15 protein-coding genes are annotated in these 16,231 nt (G+C 66.0%); 5 read left to right on the top strand and 10 right to left on the bottom strand.

Translation table 11 applies throughout. From position 1 onward, the window contains the following. Nucleotides 1–14: 14 nt before the first annotated feature. Nucleotides 15–1,184 carry an NAD(P)-dependent malic enzyme gene (locus ACQCVD_RS13850; protein ID WP_426824364.1) on the top strand — a complete coding sequence of 390 codons (1,170 nt, stop codon included), beginning with the start codon at nt 15–17 and terminating at the stop codon, nt 1,182–1,184. A 5-nt stretch (nt 1,185–1,189) separates the two neighbouring features. Here ACQCVD_RS13850 and ACQCVD_RS13845 read toward each other — a convergent pair whose 3' ends face one another. The 3 genes from ACQCVD_RS13845 to ACQCVD_RS13835 form a co-directional block, all read right to left on the bottom strand. After that, the gene (locus ACQCVD_RS13845) at nt 1,190–2,086 is read right to left on the bottom strand and encodes a hypothetical protein (protein ID WP_426824363.1); all 897 of its coding nucleotides are present in this window, start codon (nt 2,084–2,086) and stop codon (nt 1,190–1,192) included. A gap of 78 nt (nt 2,087–2,164) precedes the next feature. Continuing rightward, nucleotides 2,165–3,553 (bottom strand): xylulokinase, encoded by a 1,389-nt coding sequence (gene xylB / locus ACQCVD_RS13840; protein ID WP_426824362.1) that lies wholly within the window; start codon nt 3,551–3,553, stop codon nt 2,165–2,167. After that, entirely contained in the window at nt 3,553–4,413 is an 861-nt protein-coding gene (locus ACQCVD_RS13835) for a DeoR/GlpR family DNA-binding transcription regulator (RefSeq protein ID WP_426824361.1), read from the bottom strand. Before ACQCVD_RS13835 ends, xylB begins: the two co-directional genes overlap by 1 nt. A gap of 174 nt (nt 4,414–4,587) precedes the next feature. Between ACQCVD_RS13835 and ACQCVD_RS13830 the strand changes: the two genes are divergently transcribed. The 3 genes from ACQCVD_RS13830 to ACQCVD_RS13820 all read left to right on the top strand — a co-directional run bounded on the left by ACQCVD_RS13830 (nt 4,588) and on the right by ACQCVD_RS13820 (nt 7,997). After that, a complete protein-coding gene (locus tag ACQCVD_RS13830; RefSeq protein WP_426824360.1) occupies nt 4,588–6,033 on the top strand; it encodes an RbtT/DalT/CsbX family MFS transporter in 1,446 nt (481 codons plus the stop codon). A 21-nt stretch (nt 6,034–6,054) separates the two neighbouring features. Next, nucleotides 6,055–7,572, top strand: a complete 1,518-nt coding sequence (locus tag ACQCVD_RS13825; RefSeq protein WP_426824359.1) for a mannitol dehydrogenase family protein — start codon at nt 6,055–6,057, stop codon at nt 7,570–7,572. 155 nt (nt 7,573–7,727) lie between these two features. After that, entirely contained in the window at nt 7,728–7,997 is a 270-nt protein-coding gene (locus ACQCVD_RS13820; RefSeq protein ID WP_426824358.1) for a hypothetical protein, read from the top strand. Between the two features lie 75 nt (nt 7,998–8,072). On the opposite strand, the gene ACQCVD_RS13815 is transcribed toward ACQCVD_RS13820, so the two are convergent. After that, entirely contained in the window at nt 8,073–8,279 is a 207-nt protein-coding gene (locus ACQCVD_RS13815; RefSeq protein WP_426824357.1) for a hypothetical protein, read from the bottom strand. Nucleotides 8,280–8,440: 161 nt separating this feature from the next. Between ACQCVD_RS13815 and ACQCVD_RS13810 the strand changes: the two genes are divergently transcribed. Then, nucleotides 8,441–9,544, top strand: coding sequence for a 2-keto-3-deoxygluconate permease (locus ACQCVD_RS13810; protein WP_426824356.1), 1,104 nt, complete (start codon nt 8,441–8,443; stop codon nt 9,542–9,544). A gap of 12 nt (nt 9,545–9,556) precedes the next feature. Here ACQCVD_RS13810 and ACQCVD_RS13805 read toward each other — a convergent pair whose 3' ends face one another. From ACQCVD_RS13805 to ACQCVD_RS13780, 6 genes are all read right to left on the bottom strand, one after another. Then, nucleotides 9,557–10,450: a LysR substrate-binding domain-containing protein gene (locus ACQCVD_RS13805; RefSeq protein ID WP_426824355.1), complete on the bottom strand. Its 894-nt coding sequence runs from the start codon at nt 10,448–10,450 to the stop codon at nt 9,557–9,559. Nucleotides 10,451–10,550: 100 nt separating this feature from the next. Continuing rightward, a complete protein-coding gene (locus ACQCVD_RS13800) occupies nt 10,551–10,922 on the bottom strand; it encodes a transcriptional regulator (protein WP_426824354.1) in 372 nt (123 codons plus the stop codon). 442 nt (nt 10,923–11,364) lie between these two features. After that, nucleotides 11,365–11,847 (bottom strand): hypothetical protein, encoded by a 483-nt coding sequence (locus ACQCVD_RS13795; RefSeq protein ID WP_426824353.1) that lies wholly within the window; start codon nt 11,845–11,847, stop codon nt 11,365–11,367. Further along, entirely contained in the window at nt 11,844–14,261 is a 2,418-nt protein-coding gene (locus ACQCVD_RS13790) for a molybdopterin oxidoreductase family protein (RefSeq protein WP_426824352.1), read from the bottom strand. Before ACQCVD_RS13790 ends, ACQCVD_RS13795 begins: the two co-directional genes overlap by 4 nt. A gap of 222 nt (nt 14,262–14,483) precedes the next feature. Continuing rightward, nucleotides 14,484–15,335 carry an HtaA domain-containing protein gene (locus tag ACQCVD_RS13785; protein WP_426824351.1) on the bottom strand — a complete coding sequence of 284 codons (852 nt, stop codon included), beginning with the start codon at nt 15,333–15,335 and terminating at the stop codon, nt 14,484–14,486. Nucleotides 15,336–15,394: 59 nt separating this feature from the next. Then, nucleotides 15,395–16,174, bottom strand: coding sequence for an HtaA domain-containing protein (locus ACQCVD_RS13780; protein ID WP_426824350.1), 780 nt, complete (start codon nt 16,172–16,174; stop codon nt 15,395–15,397). Between the last annotated feature and the right edge of the window lie 57 nt (nt 16,175–16,231).

Raw genomic sequence — 16,231 nt, 5'->3', positions numbered from 1 at the left:
CAAGGTTGACCCACATGGCCACCCCAGTTACCGATTCCGTCCGCGCGCTGACCAACGAAGAGATCTTCGCCGCCCACGAGGGCGGCAAGCTCTCGATCGCATCCGCCCGCCCCCTGGAGAACATGCGCGACCTCTCGCTGGCGTACACCCCAGGTGTCGCGACGGTCTGTCAGGCCATTGCCGCTGATCCGGCCGTCGCCCGCACCCACACCGGCATCGGCGACACCGTCGCGATCATCTCCGACGGCAGCGCAGTGCTCGGCCTCGGTGACATCGGACCGCAGGCCTCCCTGCCCGTCATGGAGGGCAAGGCCCAGCTGTTCAGCTCCTTCGCCGGACTGAAGGCCGTCCCACTGGTGCTCAACATCCGCGAGGTCGATGAGCTCGTGGACACGATCGCCGCACTGGCCCCCTCCTTCGGCGGCATCAACCTCGAGGACATCTCCGCGCCGCGCTGCTTCGAGGTCGAGCGCAAGCTGATCGAGCGCCTGGACATCCCGGTCATGCACGATGACCAGCACGGCACCGCCGTGGTCATCCTGGCCGCGCTGCGCAACGCGCTGACCCTGGTGGAAAAGGACATCGCGGGTCTGCGCATCGTCATCTCCGGTGCCGGTGCCGCCGGTGTGGCGGCCGTGGACATGCTCCACAACGCCGGCGCCCGGGACATCGTGGTGCTCGATTCCCGCGGCGTGATCTCCACCGACCGCCAGGACCTGGCCCCGGTCAAGCAGGACCTGGCCGCCCGGACCAACCCGCGCGGCGTCACCGGCGGCATCAACGAGGCCTTCACTGGCGCCGACACCTTCATCGGCGTCTCCGGCGGCAACATCGGCGAGGAGGCGCTGCAGCTCATGGCTCCGGAGCCGATCCTGTTCACGTTGGCCAACCCCACCCCGGAGATCGATCCGGAGCTGTCCCGCCGTTACGGCGCGATCGTGGCCACCGGACGCAGTGACCTGCCGAACCAGATCAACAATGTGCTGGCCTTCCCGGGCATTTTCCACGGTGCACTGGCCGCGGAGGCCACGGCCATCACGCCTGAGATGAAGCTGGCCGCAGCCACCGCTATCGCGGAGATCGCCGCCGAGGATCTCGAACCGGGACGCATCGTGCCCTCCCCGCTGGATCCGCGCGTGGCCCCCGCGGTCAGCGCAGCAGTGCAGGCTGCGGCCCAGGGCTAAACGCCCTACCGCACCAGATTCAGCCCGGTCACCGGGAACCCCAGGTCAATCACCGCGTGGGTTCCCACGTCGGTGTTCCCGGGGCCGGGTACGATCCAGATCTTGCCGGAGAGATCCGCGACATAGGCCACCTGCTCGGCCTGGTCCACGACCAGCCCGATGGCTTCATCGAAGCCCTGCGCGAGAATATCCGGGGCTTTCCCCGGTTCCCCGATGGCCGGAAGCAGGGCCCGGTTGAGCGAGTTGCCGCCGGGCCAGGAGCCGGAGCCACGGTCGGTCCAGACCAGTCGGTCCTCGATCAGTTCCAGATCAATCGGCGCCGGTAGACCGTCCCAGAGCAGCTCGATGTCGCTGCGACTGTCCGCCGTCTCCCCGGCGGGGATTTCCAGCCCGGCGCGGAAGATCCTGCCGTCGCCACCGGTGAAGGAACCCTTCTGCGACCAGTAGAGGTGGCCGTTCGCCTCATCAATGGCCACGCCGACGATCCAGTCCCGCTCCTCCCCGGAACCGTCCCGCCGGACCAGGTCCCGCAGGCCCGTGCCATCGGTTCGGACGGTGGCCAGCGAGCAGCCCTCCCGGTTGCCCCAGTAGAGGTTGCCGTGACTGTCCAGCGCGATTTGTTTGCCGGTGGTCGTGCCACCGGGAGGCACGATGTCCCGGCGGTGGGACCCGTCCACGTCGATGGCGTGGACCCCGCCGTCCGCGTGGGCGTAGATGGCTTCCCCGCCGGGGGCGGTACCGGTCCGCTCCCCCATCGTGGTCCAGTAGATGCTGGTGCCGTCACACACCACGCCATCCGGGTGCGGGCCGGTCTCGGTGATGATGACCTCGCGGTGACCGGTGTCCGGATCGATCATCTCGATGCGGTCCAGGTCCCGGGCCAGAACAAGCAACTGCGGCATCTCGGACTCCTCAGGGGTTCGGCAGCATGCCTTCCCATCCCAGGCTACCGGCGCACTGCGCGCCCTGTCCGGGTCTGTTCACCACCCCTCGGTGGCGTCCCGCAGCCGGGCATAACGCGCCAGCCCCTCGCCATCCACCGCAGCTGAGATCGCCTCGGTGCCGGGCACTGGCCACTGCGGCGGTTCCGGTTCCCCGGACAGCACCCACGCGGCCTGCCGGGCGGCGCCGAGGGCCACGTACTCGGCCGGGTCCGGGATGACCACGTCCACGCCGAAGATCTCCGGGGCGATCAACTGGACCGCCTCAGACTGCGCGCCGCCGCCGATCAGCAGCACGCGCTTGGCCGGCACCCCGGTGGCGGACACCAGAGCGTCCACGGCGTCCTTCATGGAGTACAACAGTCCCTCCACAATCGAGCGTGCGAAGTCCTCCCGGGTGGTGGCGCTGGTGAGGCCGGCCAGCACCCCGGTGGCGTCCGGGCGGTTGGGCGTGCGCTCGCCGTCCAGGTAGGGCTGGAGCACCAGGCCGTTCGCGCCGGATTCTCCGGCCAACGCCAGACGGCTGAACTCCGCCCAGTCCACGCCGAGGATGCGCCGGCCCAGTTCCAGCACCCGCGCCCCGTTCAGGGTGCAGGCCAGTGGCAGGTAGGCACCGGTGGCGTCGGCGAAGCCGGTGACCAGTCCGGATTCATCGTGCACGCTTCCCGGGACCGCTGCGGCAGCCACCCCGGAGGTGCCGATGGACACGCTCACGTCCCCGGCACCCAGGCAAAGGCCCAGGGCCGCGGCCATGTTGTCACCGGTGCCCGGGGCGATCACCGCGCCTGCCGGGCTGCCGCCGACGGTGCCCACCTGCTCATCCGGTTCCGCGATGTGCGGCAGCTCCACCGCATGCCCCAGCGCCTGTTCGGCCAGTTCCGGCACGAAGCGGCGCTCGCGGGTGCTGTAGTAGCCGGTGCCGGAGGCATCGCCGTGGTCCGTGGTCTTGCGCTGCCGACCACCCAGATGCCAGGTCAGGTAGTCGTGCGGCAGCAGCACGCTGGCGGTGCGCGCGGCGTTGTCTGGCTCGTGGTCACGCAGCCAGCGCAGCTTGGTGGCGGTGATCGAGGCGACGTGCAGGCTGCCGGTCTGCTCCACGCAGGCAGCGGGCCCGCCGAATTCGGCGATCAGGTCCTCGGCCGTCCGGGCGGAGCGGGTGTCATTCCACAACAGGGCCGGACGTACCACCTCGCCCGTCTCGTCGAGGGCGACCATGCCGTGCTGCTGCCCGGCGATCGCCACGGCGTCGGCCCGCTCGATGAGGCCGGCGGTGGCCTGGTCCATGGCGGTCAGCCAGGCGGCGGGATCCACCTCCGTGCCCTCGGGGTGGGTCGCGCGCTGCTCGGCGAGGACTTCGCCGGTGGCGGCGTCGACAAGCACCGCCTTGCAGGACTGCGTGGAGCTGTCGATGCCCAGTACCAGTGCCATCAGTTCTCTTCCTGTTCGGTGCGGCCGGCGGTCGGCGGGTGTTCATTGCCTTCGGCGTCCACGATATGGACCCGGGCGTGGGAGCGGGACAGCAGGTCGCGCTGACTGCGGCTGATCTCGCGGTCGACGATGATGTGGTCGAATTCGTCCAGGTCCGCCACCTTGAACACGCCCGGCGCATGGAACTTGGTCGAATCCAGCACCAGCACACGGGTGGTGCCCACCGCGATCAGCGCGCGTTTGGTATCCGCGGCCTCCAGGTCGGGGTGGAAGAGGGCGGCACCGGCGGAACCACAGGGGCGGACCGAGGTGGTGGAGACGAAGGAGACATCAGCCGAGAGCTGCCCCAGTTCCGCGACAGTGGTCGCCCCCAGGAAGGAGTCGGTCTCCGCGAAATAGAGGCCACCACATCCGATCAACCGGATGCCGGTCATGCCGACGCGACGCCGGTGATCGCTCATCGCCTTGAGGGAGTGGGTGATGAGCGCCGAGGGGTTGCGCTCTGGCAGCCCCTCGACCAGGGGCTCCAGCGTGGTGGAGTCATCGATGGCCACCACCGCGCCCTCCGGAATCAGCCGCGCCGCCGCCGCACACAGCGCCGCCTTGGTGTCCCGGTGGAGCTGGCGGCGCTGGCCGACGCCCAGTTCACTCATGGACGGCGACACCGACCGCGCGCCGCCGCGGATGCGTTCCAGCAGGTGTTCAGCGGCCAGAGCCTCCAGGTCACGGTGGATCGTCATGGCGGAGACGTCGAAGTGCTCCGCGAGCTGTTCCACCCGGACGGAGCCATGACGGGTGACATAGGCGACGATGCGTTCGCGCCGCCGCTCCTGCGTGGTGGCAGGGATTACTCGAGCCATGTGAAAAATCTAGCATGCACGCACGTCAGAAAACACGCCTATCTAACATCTGGATGTTAGTTCTTGCTTTTTTATAACACTATGGCGTTAGATTGTGGTTGTCATCGTGAGTGGGAGCACAACCCGGGGCAACCGGGGCGCCGCACCTCACCCTCCGTCCCAGGAAGAAACCCCATGACGCACCACAGTGATCCCGCCGCGACGGCGGCCGACTCCCCGCCGCCGGCGGCCTCCACCGCGGCGTCGGCAAGCACCCCGCAGCCCGGCCTGCTGGACCGCATCGGCATCCCGCGGCCGCTGATCTTCGGATTCATCGGCCTGACGATCTTCATGATCGGCGACGGCGTGGAAACCAATATCCTGGAGCCCTTCCTGAGTTCTGAGCACGGCTTCTCCGTGTCCCTGGCCGGCACGCTGGTCACTGTCTACGGCGTCGCCGTGGCCATCGCCGCCTTCTTCGCCGCCGCCCTGTCGGATCTGTGGGGTCCGCGCAAGGTGATGATCCTCGGCGCCGTCGTGTGGATCGTCTTTGAACTGGCCTTCCTCTGCGTGGCACTGACCACGGACCTGAACTGGCTGATCTTCCTCACCTACGGATTACGCGGCTTCGGCTACCCCTTCTTCGCCTACGGTTTCCTGGTCTGGATCACCGCCACGGCCCCGGCCAAACAGCTGGGCACCGGTGTGGGCTGGTTCTACGTGGCCTTTTCTGCTGGTCTGCCCACGCTGGGGGCGCTGGTGGCCACCGTGTCCATCCAGTTCTTCAGCCTGACCTTCTACGAGACCCTGTGGGTCTCCCTGGGTCTGGTGATCATCGGTTCCCTGATCGCCCTGCTCGGCGTGAAGGAGCGCAAGGGCCGCCATCCGCTGGTGGCCAACCCGGAGGCCGTCTCCCAGACGCTCGGTCAGGGCTTCAAGCTGCTGGCCCGGGACCGCCGCGCCCGGTTCGTCACCTACATCCGCACCATCAACTCCATCCCCACCTACGCCATGGCGGTGTTCTTCCCCTCCTTCTTCACCGATGACCTCGGCTGGCAGCTGGGCTGGTTCCTGATTCTGACCACCGTCATCTACGCCGTGAACCTGCCGTTCAACCCCTTCTTCGGCAAGTTCGGCGATAAGACCGGCTGGGCGAAGACCGTCTTCTGGGGCGGTTCCATCGGCGGGGCGGTGACCCTCGCGCTGGTCTACTTCATCCCCTTCTTCGGCGTGCCTGCGGGTCTGCCCAACGGGCTGGTCTTCGGCGTCACCATCGCCGCCGGCGCGCTGTTCGGCGTTTCCCTGGCCGGCTTCGTCCCGCTGTCCGCCATCGCGGTCTCCCTGGACCCGAAGCACCCCGGGGCCGCGATGGCCACCTACAACCTGGGCGTGGGCGGCGCCGTGGCCGTCGGCCCGTTGCTGGTCGCCGTCTTCCACCCGCTGGTGGGCGCGACCGGCCTGGTGCTCATCATGATCGCCCTCTATCTGCTCTCCGGCTGGATGACCCTCCAGCTCAAGGGCACCCAGCCCGGCTTCGACGGCGTACCGGCCCTGGCCGAGGACGCCGACATCGATGAACTCGCCGGCTCCCCTGCTGACGCCACCTCCCGCGTTGACGTCTCCGATTCCACCCGCAACTGACCCCTCCTGGAGAACCCCACCATGCCATCCCCCGCGCTCAGCAACGCCACCCTCGACCAGGTAGCCGAGATCTCCGGCGCAGCCGTCCCCACCTATGACCGCTCCCGGGTCACCGCGGGCATCGTCCACTTCGGTGTCGGCGGTTTCCACCGCGCGCACCAGGCCATGTACCTGGACCGCCTGATGAACGAAGACAAGGCCCTGGACTGGGGCATCATCGGCATGGGCGTCATGCCCGGCGATGCCCGCATGCGCGACGCCCTGGCCGGTCAGGACCACCTGTACACCCTGAGCACCAAGTCCGCGGACGGTCACGTGGACCAGCGAGTGATCGGCAGCATCATCGACTACGTCTTCGCCCCCGAGGACCCCGCGGCCGCCGTGGCCACGCTTGCCGACGCCGCGATCCGCATCATCTCCCTCACCGTCACCGAGGGCGGCTACAACATCGATCCGGCCACCGGCGAGTTCGACCACGCCAACGTGCACGTCTCCCAGGACCGGCAGCACCTGCAGGACGGCGGGACCGCCGGCCTGCAGACCTTCTTCGGTCTGGTGACCGCCGCCCTGATCGAACGCCGCGCCGCCGGCGCCGCACCGTTCACCATCATGAGCTGTGACAACATCCAGGGCAACGGCGACCTGGCCAAGCGCTACTTCCTGGCCTTCGCCGAGTCCGTGGACCCGGAACTGGGGGAATGGGTGGCCGCGAACGTCTCCTTCCCGAACTCCATGGTGGATCGGATCACGCCGGAGACCACCGATGCCGACCGCGCGGACATCACCGCCACCGGCTACACGGACGCCTGGCCCGTGGTGGCCGAGGACTTCACCCAGTGGGTGCTGGAGGACAACTTCGTGGCCGGTCGCCCGGCCTACGAAGAGGTGGGCGTGCAGGTGGTCGACGACGTCGAACCCTATGAGCTGATGAAGCTGCGCCTGCTCAACGCCTCCCACCAGGGACTGTGCTACTTCGGCCATCTGGCCGGCCACCACATGGTCCACGACGTCCTGGCCGATGAGCGCTTCCGGGACTTCCTGCTGGCCTACATGGAAAACGAGGCCACCCCGACCCTGCGCGAGCTCCCGGGCGTGGACCTGGACGCCTACCGCCACAAGTTGATCGAGCGCTTCGGCAACGCCGCCGTCAAGGACACCGTGCCGCGCCTGTGCGCCGAATCCTCCGACCGCATCCCGAAATGGCTGCTGCCCGTGGTCCGGGAGAACCTGGCGACCGGCGGCAGCGTGGTGCTCTCCGCCGCGATCGTGGCCTCCTGGGCCCGCTACGCCGAGGGGGTGGACGAACAGGGACAGGCCATCAAGGTGGTCGACCGACTGGCTCCACGACTGATGGAGAACGCCTCCCACAACCGGGAGGACATCCTGGCGTTCCTGCGTGACCGCGGGATCTTCGGCGACCTGATTGACCGGGAAGAGTTCACCGAGCCCTACGCCCAGGTGCTGACCATGTTGCACGAGGACGGCGCTGAAGCCGCCCTCGACGAGATCCTGGCGGACCTGAAGCAGCTGAGCGCCTGACGGTTGCCCGCGTCAGCGGACCGCCATCGACACCGCCGCGTTCTGCGGCAGCAGACTGTCCATCGGAGCATCGGCAAGCGCCTCCCGTAGTTACGTGCGCAGGCGCCGGGCGAAGTCCGGCCGGTTGTCCAGGTAGAGCTGGGGCGCAGCGGCGGGTGACCATTGCTGCTCGGCCGGAAGGTGTTGAGCAGGTGTCCGTGGTGGCCGCGGATCCACTGGACGCGGCCGTCGGCACCCAGGGACCCAAGGGCACGGCTCCGGTCGCGGCAGCGGTCCTCCCGCGGACCGCCCCGGCGGCCACGCGGAGTGCCGTGCAACTGCCGGCAGACCTACTGGGAACCGGTGAGGATTTCCAGGCACCGCGCGTTCTCGCCCCAGGTGTCCAGCGCCATGGAGACACCCACGAGTTCCCCAACGAGCTCTGATTCCGCTGTGACAGTGGACAGCCGGACCTTCCCCGCGGAGGTCACCGCCCCGATGCCAGTGAGCTTCCGCCGCCCCTACCGGGGAGGCGCCCGGGGCTGGCCACCACGAACCGTGGCGCCCGGGGCGTAGAGAACCAGTCCGACATCCCGGTGATCGTGCCCCAGATCGAGGACGGCATCGAGGACGGGGCCGCGGGTCGCGGTGGCATCCTCCGGGCAGTGCCACGTGGCGATGCTGTCCCGCTCCTCCAGCGCCCCCGCCCCTGCATCTGCCTGGGCCACCTGCCACAGAGGGATTGATAGTGCCAGCGTCTGAAGTGAGACTTTTCAGGTATTTCAGTTACTGACGGACAATCCATAACATGAGTCAAGTCACACAGGGTGGGCGATGTGAGTGGCACTGCATCACGCGCCGACGCGAACGATTATGGAGGAGTTTTTCCGTGGACCAGCTATTTCGAACAATCGGGAAGATACCAGGGGCACTGATGGTGGTGCCGCTGTTTCTCGGTGCGGTCATCAACACCTTTGCACCGGGGATTCTGGAGATCGGTAGCTTCACCACTGCCCTGTTCAAGGAGGGCACCACAGTTCTGATCGCCCTCTTCTTCATCTCCGTTGGTTCACAGATCAACTTCAAGACGGCCCTCCCCTCCATCGAGAAGGGTGCCGTACTGATGTTCTCGAAGTTCGGCATTGCAGTGACCGTCGGCCTCGCTGTCGCATTTCTCACTCCGGACGGACACCTCTGGGGCCTGCTCCCGCTGGCGGTGATCGCCGCCATGTCCAACTCGAGCGGCTCCCTTTTCGTCGCTCTGACCTCACAGTTCGGCTCCAAGACCGATAAGGGGTCCATCTCTGTCCTCTCGGTCAACGATGGTCCCTTCCTGACCATGATCGCCCTCGGCGCTGCCGGTCTCGCTGACTTCCCCATCATGACACTGCTGGCCGCCATCTTCCCGATGATCTTCGGCTTCCTGCTCGGCAACTTCTCCACGATCGCCCGGAATTTCCTCGCCCCAGGCGAGAAGCTCATCATTCCGTTCGCCGGCTTCGCCATCGGCGCCGGCATCGACTTCGGCGAATTGCTTCGCTCCGGCGCCATTGGTGTACTGCTCGGACTGATGACACTGGTCTTCTCCGGCACCGCCACGATTCTGGCCGTTTACCTGTGGCACCGGGTTCGCCGCCACCCGAAGAACGCGCGCAACGTAGTCGCGGGTGCGGCAGAATCAGCTGTCGCCGGTAATGCCATCGCCACTCCGGCAGCCATCGCCGCTATCGATCCCGCCCTCCAGGCCGTCCAGGCGGAAGCCACCGCACAGATCGCCACGGCGGTGGTTGTCACCACCTTCATCACTCCGTTCCTGGTCGCCTTCGTGGCCAAGAGACAGCGGAAAGCCGGCATCTCGCCCGTCGCCGAAGACCAGTTGTTCGAAGGCAGGCTCACGGACCTCCCCGACACCGAAGATGCCGGTCCGCCTACCACCCATCTGTCCCACCTCGATTTTCCCGTCAACCAGGACGTTGCGGTGAAACGAGAATAGAACCGCTGTGGTCTAGTTTCCTTCTCCGCCGGCGAGTTCCCGCCGAAGCAGCCCGCTGATTCTCGTAATCAGCGGGTTCTGTGCCTCTTTAAGCCCGCTGATAGCCAGGCCAATCGGTGCGATTCCCGTCAAAGACCGGAAGCAGACGGGGAACTGGGCGGGAGGAACCGAACCTGCGGGGACCACGGCAATTCCGGAACCAACACCGACCAGGGTCAATAGCGTGGACATCCGATCTGTCTCGTGGGCCACTCTAGGCAGAAAACCGGCCTCCCGGCAGGCACTGTAGAAGGCGATCGCAGCGGCAGCGTCGGCGGGATAAGACACAAAACTTCTTTCCCGCAGATCAGCGATATCGAGCGGTTCCGTCGAACCTGCGAGGGGATCATTTTCCGCGAACGCCACTTCAAAAGGATCCTCCCGCAATAGTTCGACTGAGATTCTCCCGGTCGACACCGGCGGCCGGATAACCGCGAGATCAAGCACCCTCCGCTTTAAGCGGTCCTCAATCTGCGGCGTCAGCAGCTCCCCCTCGACCTCCACTTTCACCTCAGGAAATTCACGCTGAGCACAGGCGAGAACCTGCGGCATCAGGTGGTAGGTGGCAGTACCGACGAAACCGATTCGGACCACTCCACGGACCCCGTTCGCTACGCTCGCGGCCTCGCTGACAGCGTTACGGAGCTCCTTGCCCAGGTCACGGACCCGGCCGGCAAAATGTCTGCCGGCCGGAGTCAATTCGACCTTGCGGGTGGTGCGGCGAAACAATGCGAAACCCAGCTCATCTTCCAAAGCCTTCACCTGCTGGGACAGTGGCGGCTGGGCCATGTGCAGGCGTTGTGCCGCACGGGTGAAGTTGAGCTCTTCGGCAACCGCCAAAAAGTATTTCAGCTGCCGTAGTTCCATGACCGTCTGCGCTCTTCCCTTAGACCCGAGGTAATCAAGCACTTATCATGCCGTGCCTCACCGACTGGGGAAAGTCATGGAACCGGAGCTCCAGCCAGGCCTATTTCGCGAGCTGCATGGCCCGCTTGAAGTCCACGCCGAGGATCTCGCCGATGTCACGGAAGGTCAACCCCTGCAGACTCAGCTCCCGGACCGCCTGCCGCATGGCCCGCTGTTCCTCATACTGCAATTTCCGCACCCGCTCACTGAGGTCCTTGACGTGGAGCACGCACTGGGAGTCATCCTCGGGGAACACCATCACAATCGCGTCCTCCGGATCTGAGAACTCGCCCGGGATATGAGCGAGCTGCTCCCGAACTGCCATGGGAACCTGCTCCAGCAGCCGCACCTTGGTGGTCAGTCCTTCAACTTCATCGACGGAGACCAGCCACCACTCGCCATCCCGGCGGACTCGAGCCGTGTAAATTGCCATGTTCTTCCTCAAAGTAGGATCCCCGTCCTCGCAGGAGCACGGAGCTTAAGGAAGCCGGGGAGATCCCCAGCAGACAGATGTGCTTTGCTTTCACAACTGATTCGGACTGGACCTCTCACCGTCTTCACCTCCACGCGTTGACAGATATGATGTTTGGTTGGGATGACAACATTTTTGCTTTCTAAGAGAAAATTAGCCCCCGGGGGAAGACAATTCAAGGCTTTTTCGAGGCAAATAAAATAAGCCCGAAAAAGCCCCAGAACGCAGGGGCACCCAGCATAATGCCAGGTAAATCACACCTTTTGAACGCTCCAACGTTTTTTCACCTTGTGACCTCGGCTTATCCAATTCGAGACCGGCAGGCTGAAATACACCCCCCATTTAGAGGGGCGCACATGTTATTCCCCCAATTCGCGGTTACCCGCTACCCCCGAAATCCCCGTCAGCTGACCAGAATCTGCGTGGCAGACTCCTTGAGTTTTGAATTCGCCCATTTCATCTGGCGGAGGGTGTCGGGATGACAGCGTTTGGTCAACGCCAGCAACTCCCGGTTCCTGATCCCCTGCGCCGCCTGCCCGAGCAATTCCCAGTCGACGGAGAGGCCCGCGGCCATGGTGTAGAGCTCGCGGAGATCGACCAGCAGCAGAAGTCCCGGCTCACTGCGGCGGCCGAGCAATTCGCTGCCCTTTTCCCGCAACTTCTGCGCCACGTGATGTTCCGCCGCCGGCTCGGGATCGAGGTTCAGGTCAAGGTCCCGCGCCGCCTCGGCGATCTCCCTGACGTGTCGCTGTGACCAGCCCGCCAGGTCCCGTCCGAGATGGTAGACATCGTGGTCGACCTTGTGACGTTCAGAGACATGCAGCAGTTTGTGTGCGAGGTTATTCTCCCGCCGGTGGAGCTCCCGCAGTACCAGATCGAGCTTCATCGCATTCCCGCCTTCGTGTCGTTGGTGCCGCTTCGCGCGAGCGGGGCCGACGCCGTGTTCGTCGGGGCCGGTGAGGATCCGTCACCGCTGCCGAGACGTTCCACTCGCGCAGCCGCGGTCTTGAAGATCGGCTGCTTGGACACGGGATCCCAGTCGGTGATGGTCAGCTCGTTGGCCGCACGCCCGTGCTCCCCCGGTTCCTCTCCGCCGTCGGTGTCCCAGTACCCGTAGTGGAAGGGAAGGAAGAGTACGCCGGGGCGGATGCCGGTGATGCGGGCTTTCGCGTCCACCCTGCCCCGCGGTGTGCTCACCCGCAGCAGATCCCCCTCGGCCGCACCGATGCTCACGGCGTCGACAGCTGACAGCTCGATCCACACCTCGGGCGCGGCCTTCTGCAGTTCCGGCGCCCGCGCCGTCTTGGTCCGGGTGTGAAAGTGGTAGAGCGTGCGGCCGGTGGTCAGCTGCATGGGGTAGTCCCCACCGGGCTCCTCATGGGGCGGGACGTAGGCAGCCCCCTTCAGCATTGCCTTGGCCTCCGGGTTCTGGGCACGGTACTCCTGCGGTTCCATCGGTGCACCGGTGAGCATGTCCTTGCCGTAGCTCTCGCAGTAGTCCGGTGCACTCCAGAATTTCCCGTCGGTGTAGATGCGTTCCGTGCCGTCAGGGTGATCTTCATTGCAGGGCCACTGGATGCCGGTTTTACCGCGCAGCTTGTCATAGCTGAGCCCCGTGTAGTCGCACGGTCTGCCGCGGGTGCACTCCTTCCACGCCTCGAAAGCGGACTCCGGATCATCCCATTTGACCAGCGGTTCCCCGTCTTTGTCCCGCAGGTCCAAGCGTTGGGCGTAATCGAGGAAGATGTCCAGGTCCGGCCGCGCCTCGCCCGGTGGTTCCACGGCCTTCTCAGACAGGTGGACGGTGCGGTCCACGTTGGTGAAGGTGCCCGTCTTCTCTCCCCAGGTGGCGGCGGGCAGGACGACGTCGGCCAGTTGCGCTGTCTCGGAGAGGAAGATGTCCTGCACCACCAGGAAGAGCCGTTCCTGCGTGAGGATGGACCTGATCCGGTGCAGCTCGGGCAGGGACACCGCGGGGTTGGTGGCACTGACCCAGAGGAACCTGATCGAGCCCTCCTCGACGTAGCGCATCATCTGCATCACGTGGGTGGGTGCCGTGTAATGCGGGATCTGCATCGGATCCACGTTCCACACCCGGGCCAGGTCCGCCACATGGTCATCGTTGGACCAGTTCCGGAAACCCGGCAGATCGCCGTCACCGCCGCACTCGCGGGTGTTCTGGGCGGTGGGTTGGCCGTTCATCTGCAGGATGCCGCAACCGGGTTTCCCGAGCATGCCCCGGATCAGGTTGATGTTGTTGACCTGGACGGATGCGGCTGTGGCCTGGTTTGACTGGTAGAAGCCCTGCAGCACCGTGGACAGCAGTTTCTCGGCGTGCCCCAGAATATGGGCAGCCTGGCGGATCTGCTCCACGGGGACGTCACAGATCTCGGCGACCCTCTCCGGCGGGTAGTCCCGGACCGTCTCCACCAGCTTGTCGTAGCCCACCGTGTTGGCGGTGATGAAATCGTGGTCCACCCAGTCATTGGCGATGATCTCGTGCAGCAGCCCGTTCATCAGCGCCACATTGGTGCCCAGCTTCGGCGCCAGGTGCACGGTGGCGTGCTCGGCAACCTTGGTGGGGCGGGGATCCACGCAGATGATCTGCGGCGGGTTCGGGCCCGCCAGGCGGTCCAGCATCCGCATCCACAGCACGGACTGGGTCTCTGCCACATTGTGCCCGTAGAGCGCGATGACATCGGCGTGGTCGACGTCGGTGTAGGAACCCGGCTGCCCGTCACACCCGAAGGACGCCTTCAGTGCGGCCGCTGCGGTGGCGGTGCACAACCGGGTGTTGCCGTCCACGTGGTTCGTGCCCAGCCCGCCGTGGGCGATCACCCCCAGCGTGTAGTACTCCTCGGCAAAGAGCTGGCCGGTGGTGTAGAAGCCGAGGGCACTGGCCCCCTGTTCCTCCAGCAGCTCCCGGGTACGGGAAACCACCCGGTCCATGGCGGTGTCCCAGTCCGTCTCCACGAGCTCGCCGTCCTGCCGGATCAACGGGTGGGTCAGCCGGTCCGGGGAGGAATTGGCCTGCCAGCCGTAGAGGTCCTTCACCCCGAGTCGGCCGTGGTTGACCCGGTCCTGCGCCCGTCCGCGGACACCGACGATCTCTCCGTCTTTGACCGCGATGTCCAGGGCGTCGCCGTTCGAGTGCAGGATGGACGCGGTCTGCCTCCACCCGTCCACGTCCTCCTCGGCCACGCCTTCCGCCAGGTGCGTGTCCACCCGGCTCGGCCATGTCTCCCCTGCCGCGTAGGGAGTTCGCTCTCCCCACGGTTCGGCGATTCTGTCCCGGCCCATGTGGCCTCCCTTGTATTTCACATCCAGGGCTGATCTGCAGCCATATGCAAAAACTAATGAGTGTGGCCGAGACTACATTCGCTTCTCTCCCGCGACAAGGAACAGGCTCCGGAACCTGCTCCCCTCGCAGTTCCCGACAAAGCAACCGCTGCCGCCCCGAGACATGGGGCAACAGCGGTTGCTGAGATGGACTTGCCAGGCTTCCCGGCGGACCTGGAGAGGCTAACCCACCAGCTTGGTGAAGTGCTGGACGATGCTGGTGATGACCGCGCCCAGGGCACCGATACCGACAATGCCACTCACGGCGCCGAAGAGCTGGGACAGGAATCCACCCTCCTCAGTTGAGCTACCTGCAGAACTGCCGTCGGCACTGCCGCCGGGCGCTGTCGGCTCTTCCGGATCAGCCGGGTCCTCCGGGTTCGCCGGGTCTTCCGGATCAGCCGGCTCCTCCGGCTCAGTCGGCTCCGCGAAGGTCGGCTCGGTATCGAGCACCAGGTCCGAGAAGGCGTCACCCGCCGAGTAGTTGGTGAACACCGGCACGCCGTCCTCGACGAGCGTGGTGGCACCGGTCAGATTCAGCGGGGCACTGAAGTCCACCGGCTCATCGAAGACGATGTCGACGAAGTGGACATTTTCTTCGACGACAGCCTCCTCCCCTGGTTCCATGGACATGGGCTTGGAGCTGTAGTCCACGTAGAGGGAGCCGGTGGTGCCGTCGACGTGGAGCGTGAAGTCGCTGACGGTGGTGTCGAGGATCCCGCCGTGGGCGTTGAAGTTCACCTCGCCGCCGAGCTCGATGACGGCGGTGTCATTGTCGGTGACGGTGGTGTTCTCAGCATCGATCGGGAAGGTGAAGGGTTGTCCCTTCTCCCAGGTCGCCCCGTCGGAGACGGTGACCGCGCCCCCGGCGAATCCGCTGGTGACATAGCTCAGGAAGCTGTCCTTGAAGTTCCAGTCCACGGTGCCGGTCACGCCGGTCAGTTCGCCCTCCTGGGCGGTGGCGGAGGGGATGAGGAGACCGGCGGTGAGGACGGCGGTGGTGGTCGCGGCGAGTGCGCGGTGTCGGAAAGCCATGGTGTGAGGAGCCTTTCTGGAAAAGGTGAAGTAGTGGTGGAATCCAGCCCGAGGTACGGTTAGGAGGAGAGCTGGGCCCCTTCGGAGGCGCCGAGAGTCTCGCCGAGGAAGGCGGTGAGCGCGGCAAACACCTGCGGCACCCCGACGACGCCGGAGCCGGTGTTCGAGCTGGTGCTGATCTGGCCTGCACCGTTCCCGGCGGCCGGCTCAGCAGCGAAACTCAGGCTGAGGTCGGCCGGTGCCATGTCGGTGCCCACGGGGTAGTGGCCGAGGGAATCAGTGACCCCCTGCGCCGCCGCAGTGCTCACGTCGGTGACGGTGAACTCACCGGTGGCCGGGTCGATCGGCTCGGCCAGGGTGAAGGTGACCAGATCAACGTCATCACCGCTGCGCAAGCCGTCGGAGACGTCATAGTCACCGGTGAGGGTGGCGGCGGTGCCCACCACCGTCAGGGAGAGGTTGTCGTAGCTGAGGTCGAGACCCCAACCGCCGTCCGGCCCCTTCCCCTCGTGTGCCTTGAGATCGATGCCGCCGTCGAGCGCGATGTGGGCGGTGCCCGCGGCGTCGATGGCGGAATCTGCGGCCGCGACCGGGAAAGTGAATTCCCGTTCGGCGTACTCCGCTCCGTCGGTGCCGGTCAGCTGGGCACCGGCGGCCGGAGAAGCGAGGTAACCCAGGAAATTCGCGTTGATGCCCCAGGTGAAACTGCCACCGGTGATGCCCGGCACCGGCGGGTCCTCGGCGAGTGCCGCGGTCGGAACCGCGAACGCCAGGCCGCTCGCCAGCGCAGTGGCGGTGAGGACGGAGGTAGCCGCCGTGCGGCGGGTGATGATGGTCATGTGTGGTCTTTCTCTTGGGTTCTGGCGGTGGTGCGGGGCCGACGCTCCACACCATCG

This window comes from Corynebacterium halotolerans (genome assembly GCF_050107895.1).
Taxonomy (GTDB): Bacteria; Actinomycetota; Actinomycetes; order Mycobacteriales; family Mycobacteriaceae; genus Corynebacterium; species Corynebacterium halotolerans_B.
Note: the sequence above shows the minus strand (reverse complement) of the source record. Positions and strands in the feature narration are given on the sequence as shown.

Excerpts from the sequence above, each read along its gene's own strand:
- ACQCVD_RS13850 (WP_426824364.1), top strand. The coding sequence starts at position 15 with ATGGCCACCCCAGTTACCGATTCCGTCCGCGCGCTGACCAACGAAGAG.
- ACQCVD_RS13845 (WP_426824363.1), bottom strand. The coding sequence starts at position 2,086 with ATGCCGCAGTTGCTTGTTCTGGCCCGGGACCTGGACCGCATCGAGATG.
- xylB (WP_426824362.1), bottom strand. The coding sequence starts at position 3,553 with ATGGCACTGGTACTGGGCATCGACAGCTCCACGCAGTCCTGCAAGGCG.
- ACQCVD_RS13835 (WP_426824361.1), bottom strand. The coding sequence starts at position 4,413 with ATGGCTCGAGTAATCCCTGCCACCACGCAGGAGCGGCGGCGCGAACGC.
- ACQCVD_RS13830 (WP_426824360.1), top strand. The coding sequence starts at position 4,588 with ATGACGCACCACAGTGATCCCGCCGCGACGGCGGCCGACTCCCCGCCG.
- ACQCVD_RS13825 (WP_426824359.1), top strand. The coding sequence starts at position 6,055 with ATGCCATCCCCCGCGCTCAGCAACGCCACCCTCGACCAGGTAGCCGAG.
- ACQCVD_RS13805 (WP_426824355.1), bottom strand. The coding sequence starts at position 10,450 with ATGGAACTACGGCAGCTGAAATACTTTTTGGCGGTTGCCGAAGAGCTC.
- ACQCVD_RS13800 (WP_426824354.1), bottom strand. The coding sequence starts at position 10,922 with ATGGCAATTTACACGGCTCGAGTCCGCCGGGATGGCGAGTGGTGGCTG.
- ACQCVD_RS13795 (WP_426824353.1), bottom strand. The coding sequence starts at position 11,847 with ATGAAGCTCGATCTGGTACTGCGGGAGCTCCACCGGCGGGAGAATAAC.
- ACQCVD_RS13790 (WP_426824352.1), bottom strand. The coding sequence starts at position 14,261 with ATGGGCCGGGACAGAATCGCCGAACCGTGGGGAGAGCGAACTCCCTAC.
- ACQCVD_RS13785 (WP_426824351.1), bottom strand. The coding sequence starts at position 15,335 with ATGGCTTTCCGACACCGCGCACTCGCCGCGACCACCACCGCCGTCCTC.
- ACQCVD_RS13780 (WP_426824350.1), bottom strand. The coding sequence starts at position 16,174 with ATGACCATCATCACCCGCCGCACGGCGGCTACCTCCGTCCTCACCGCC.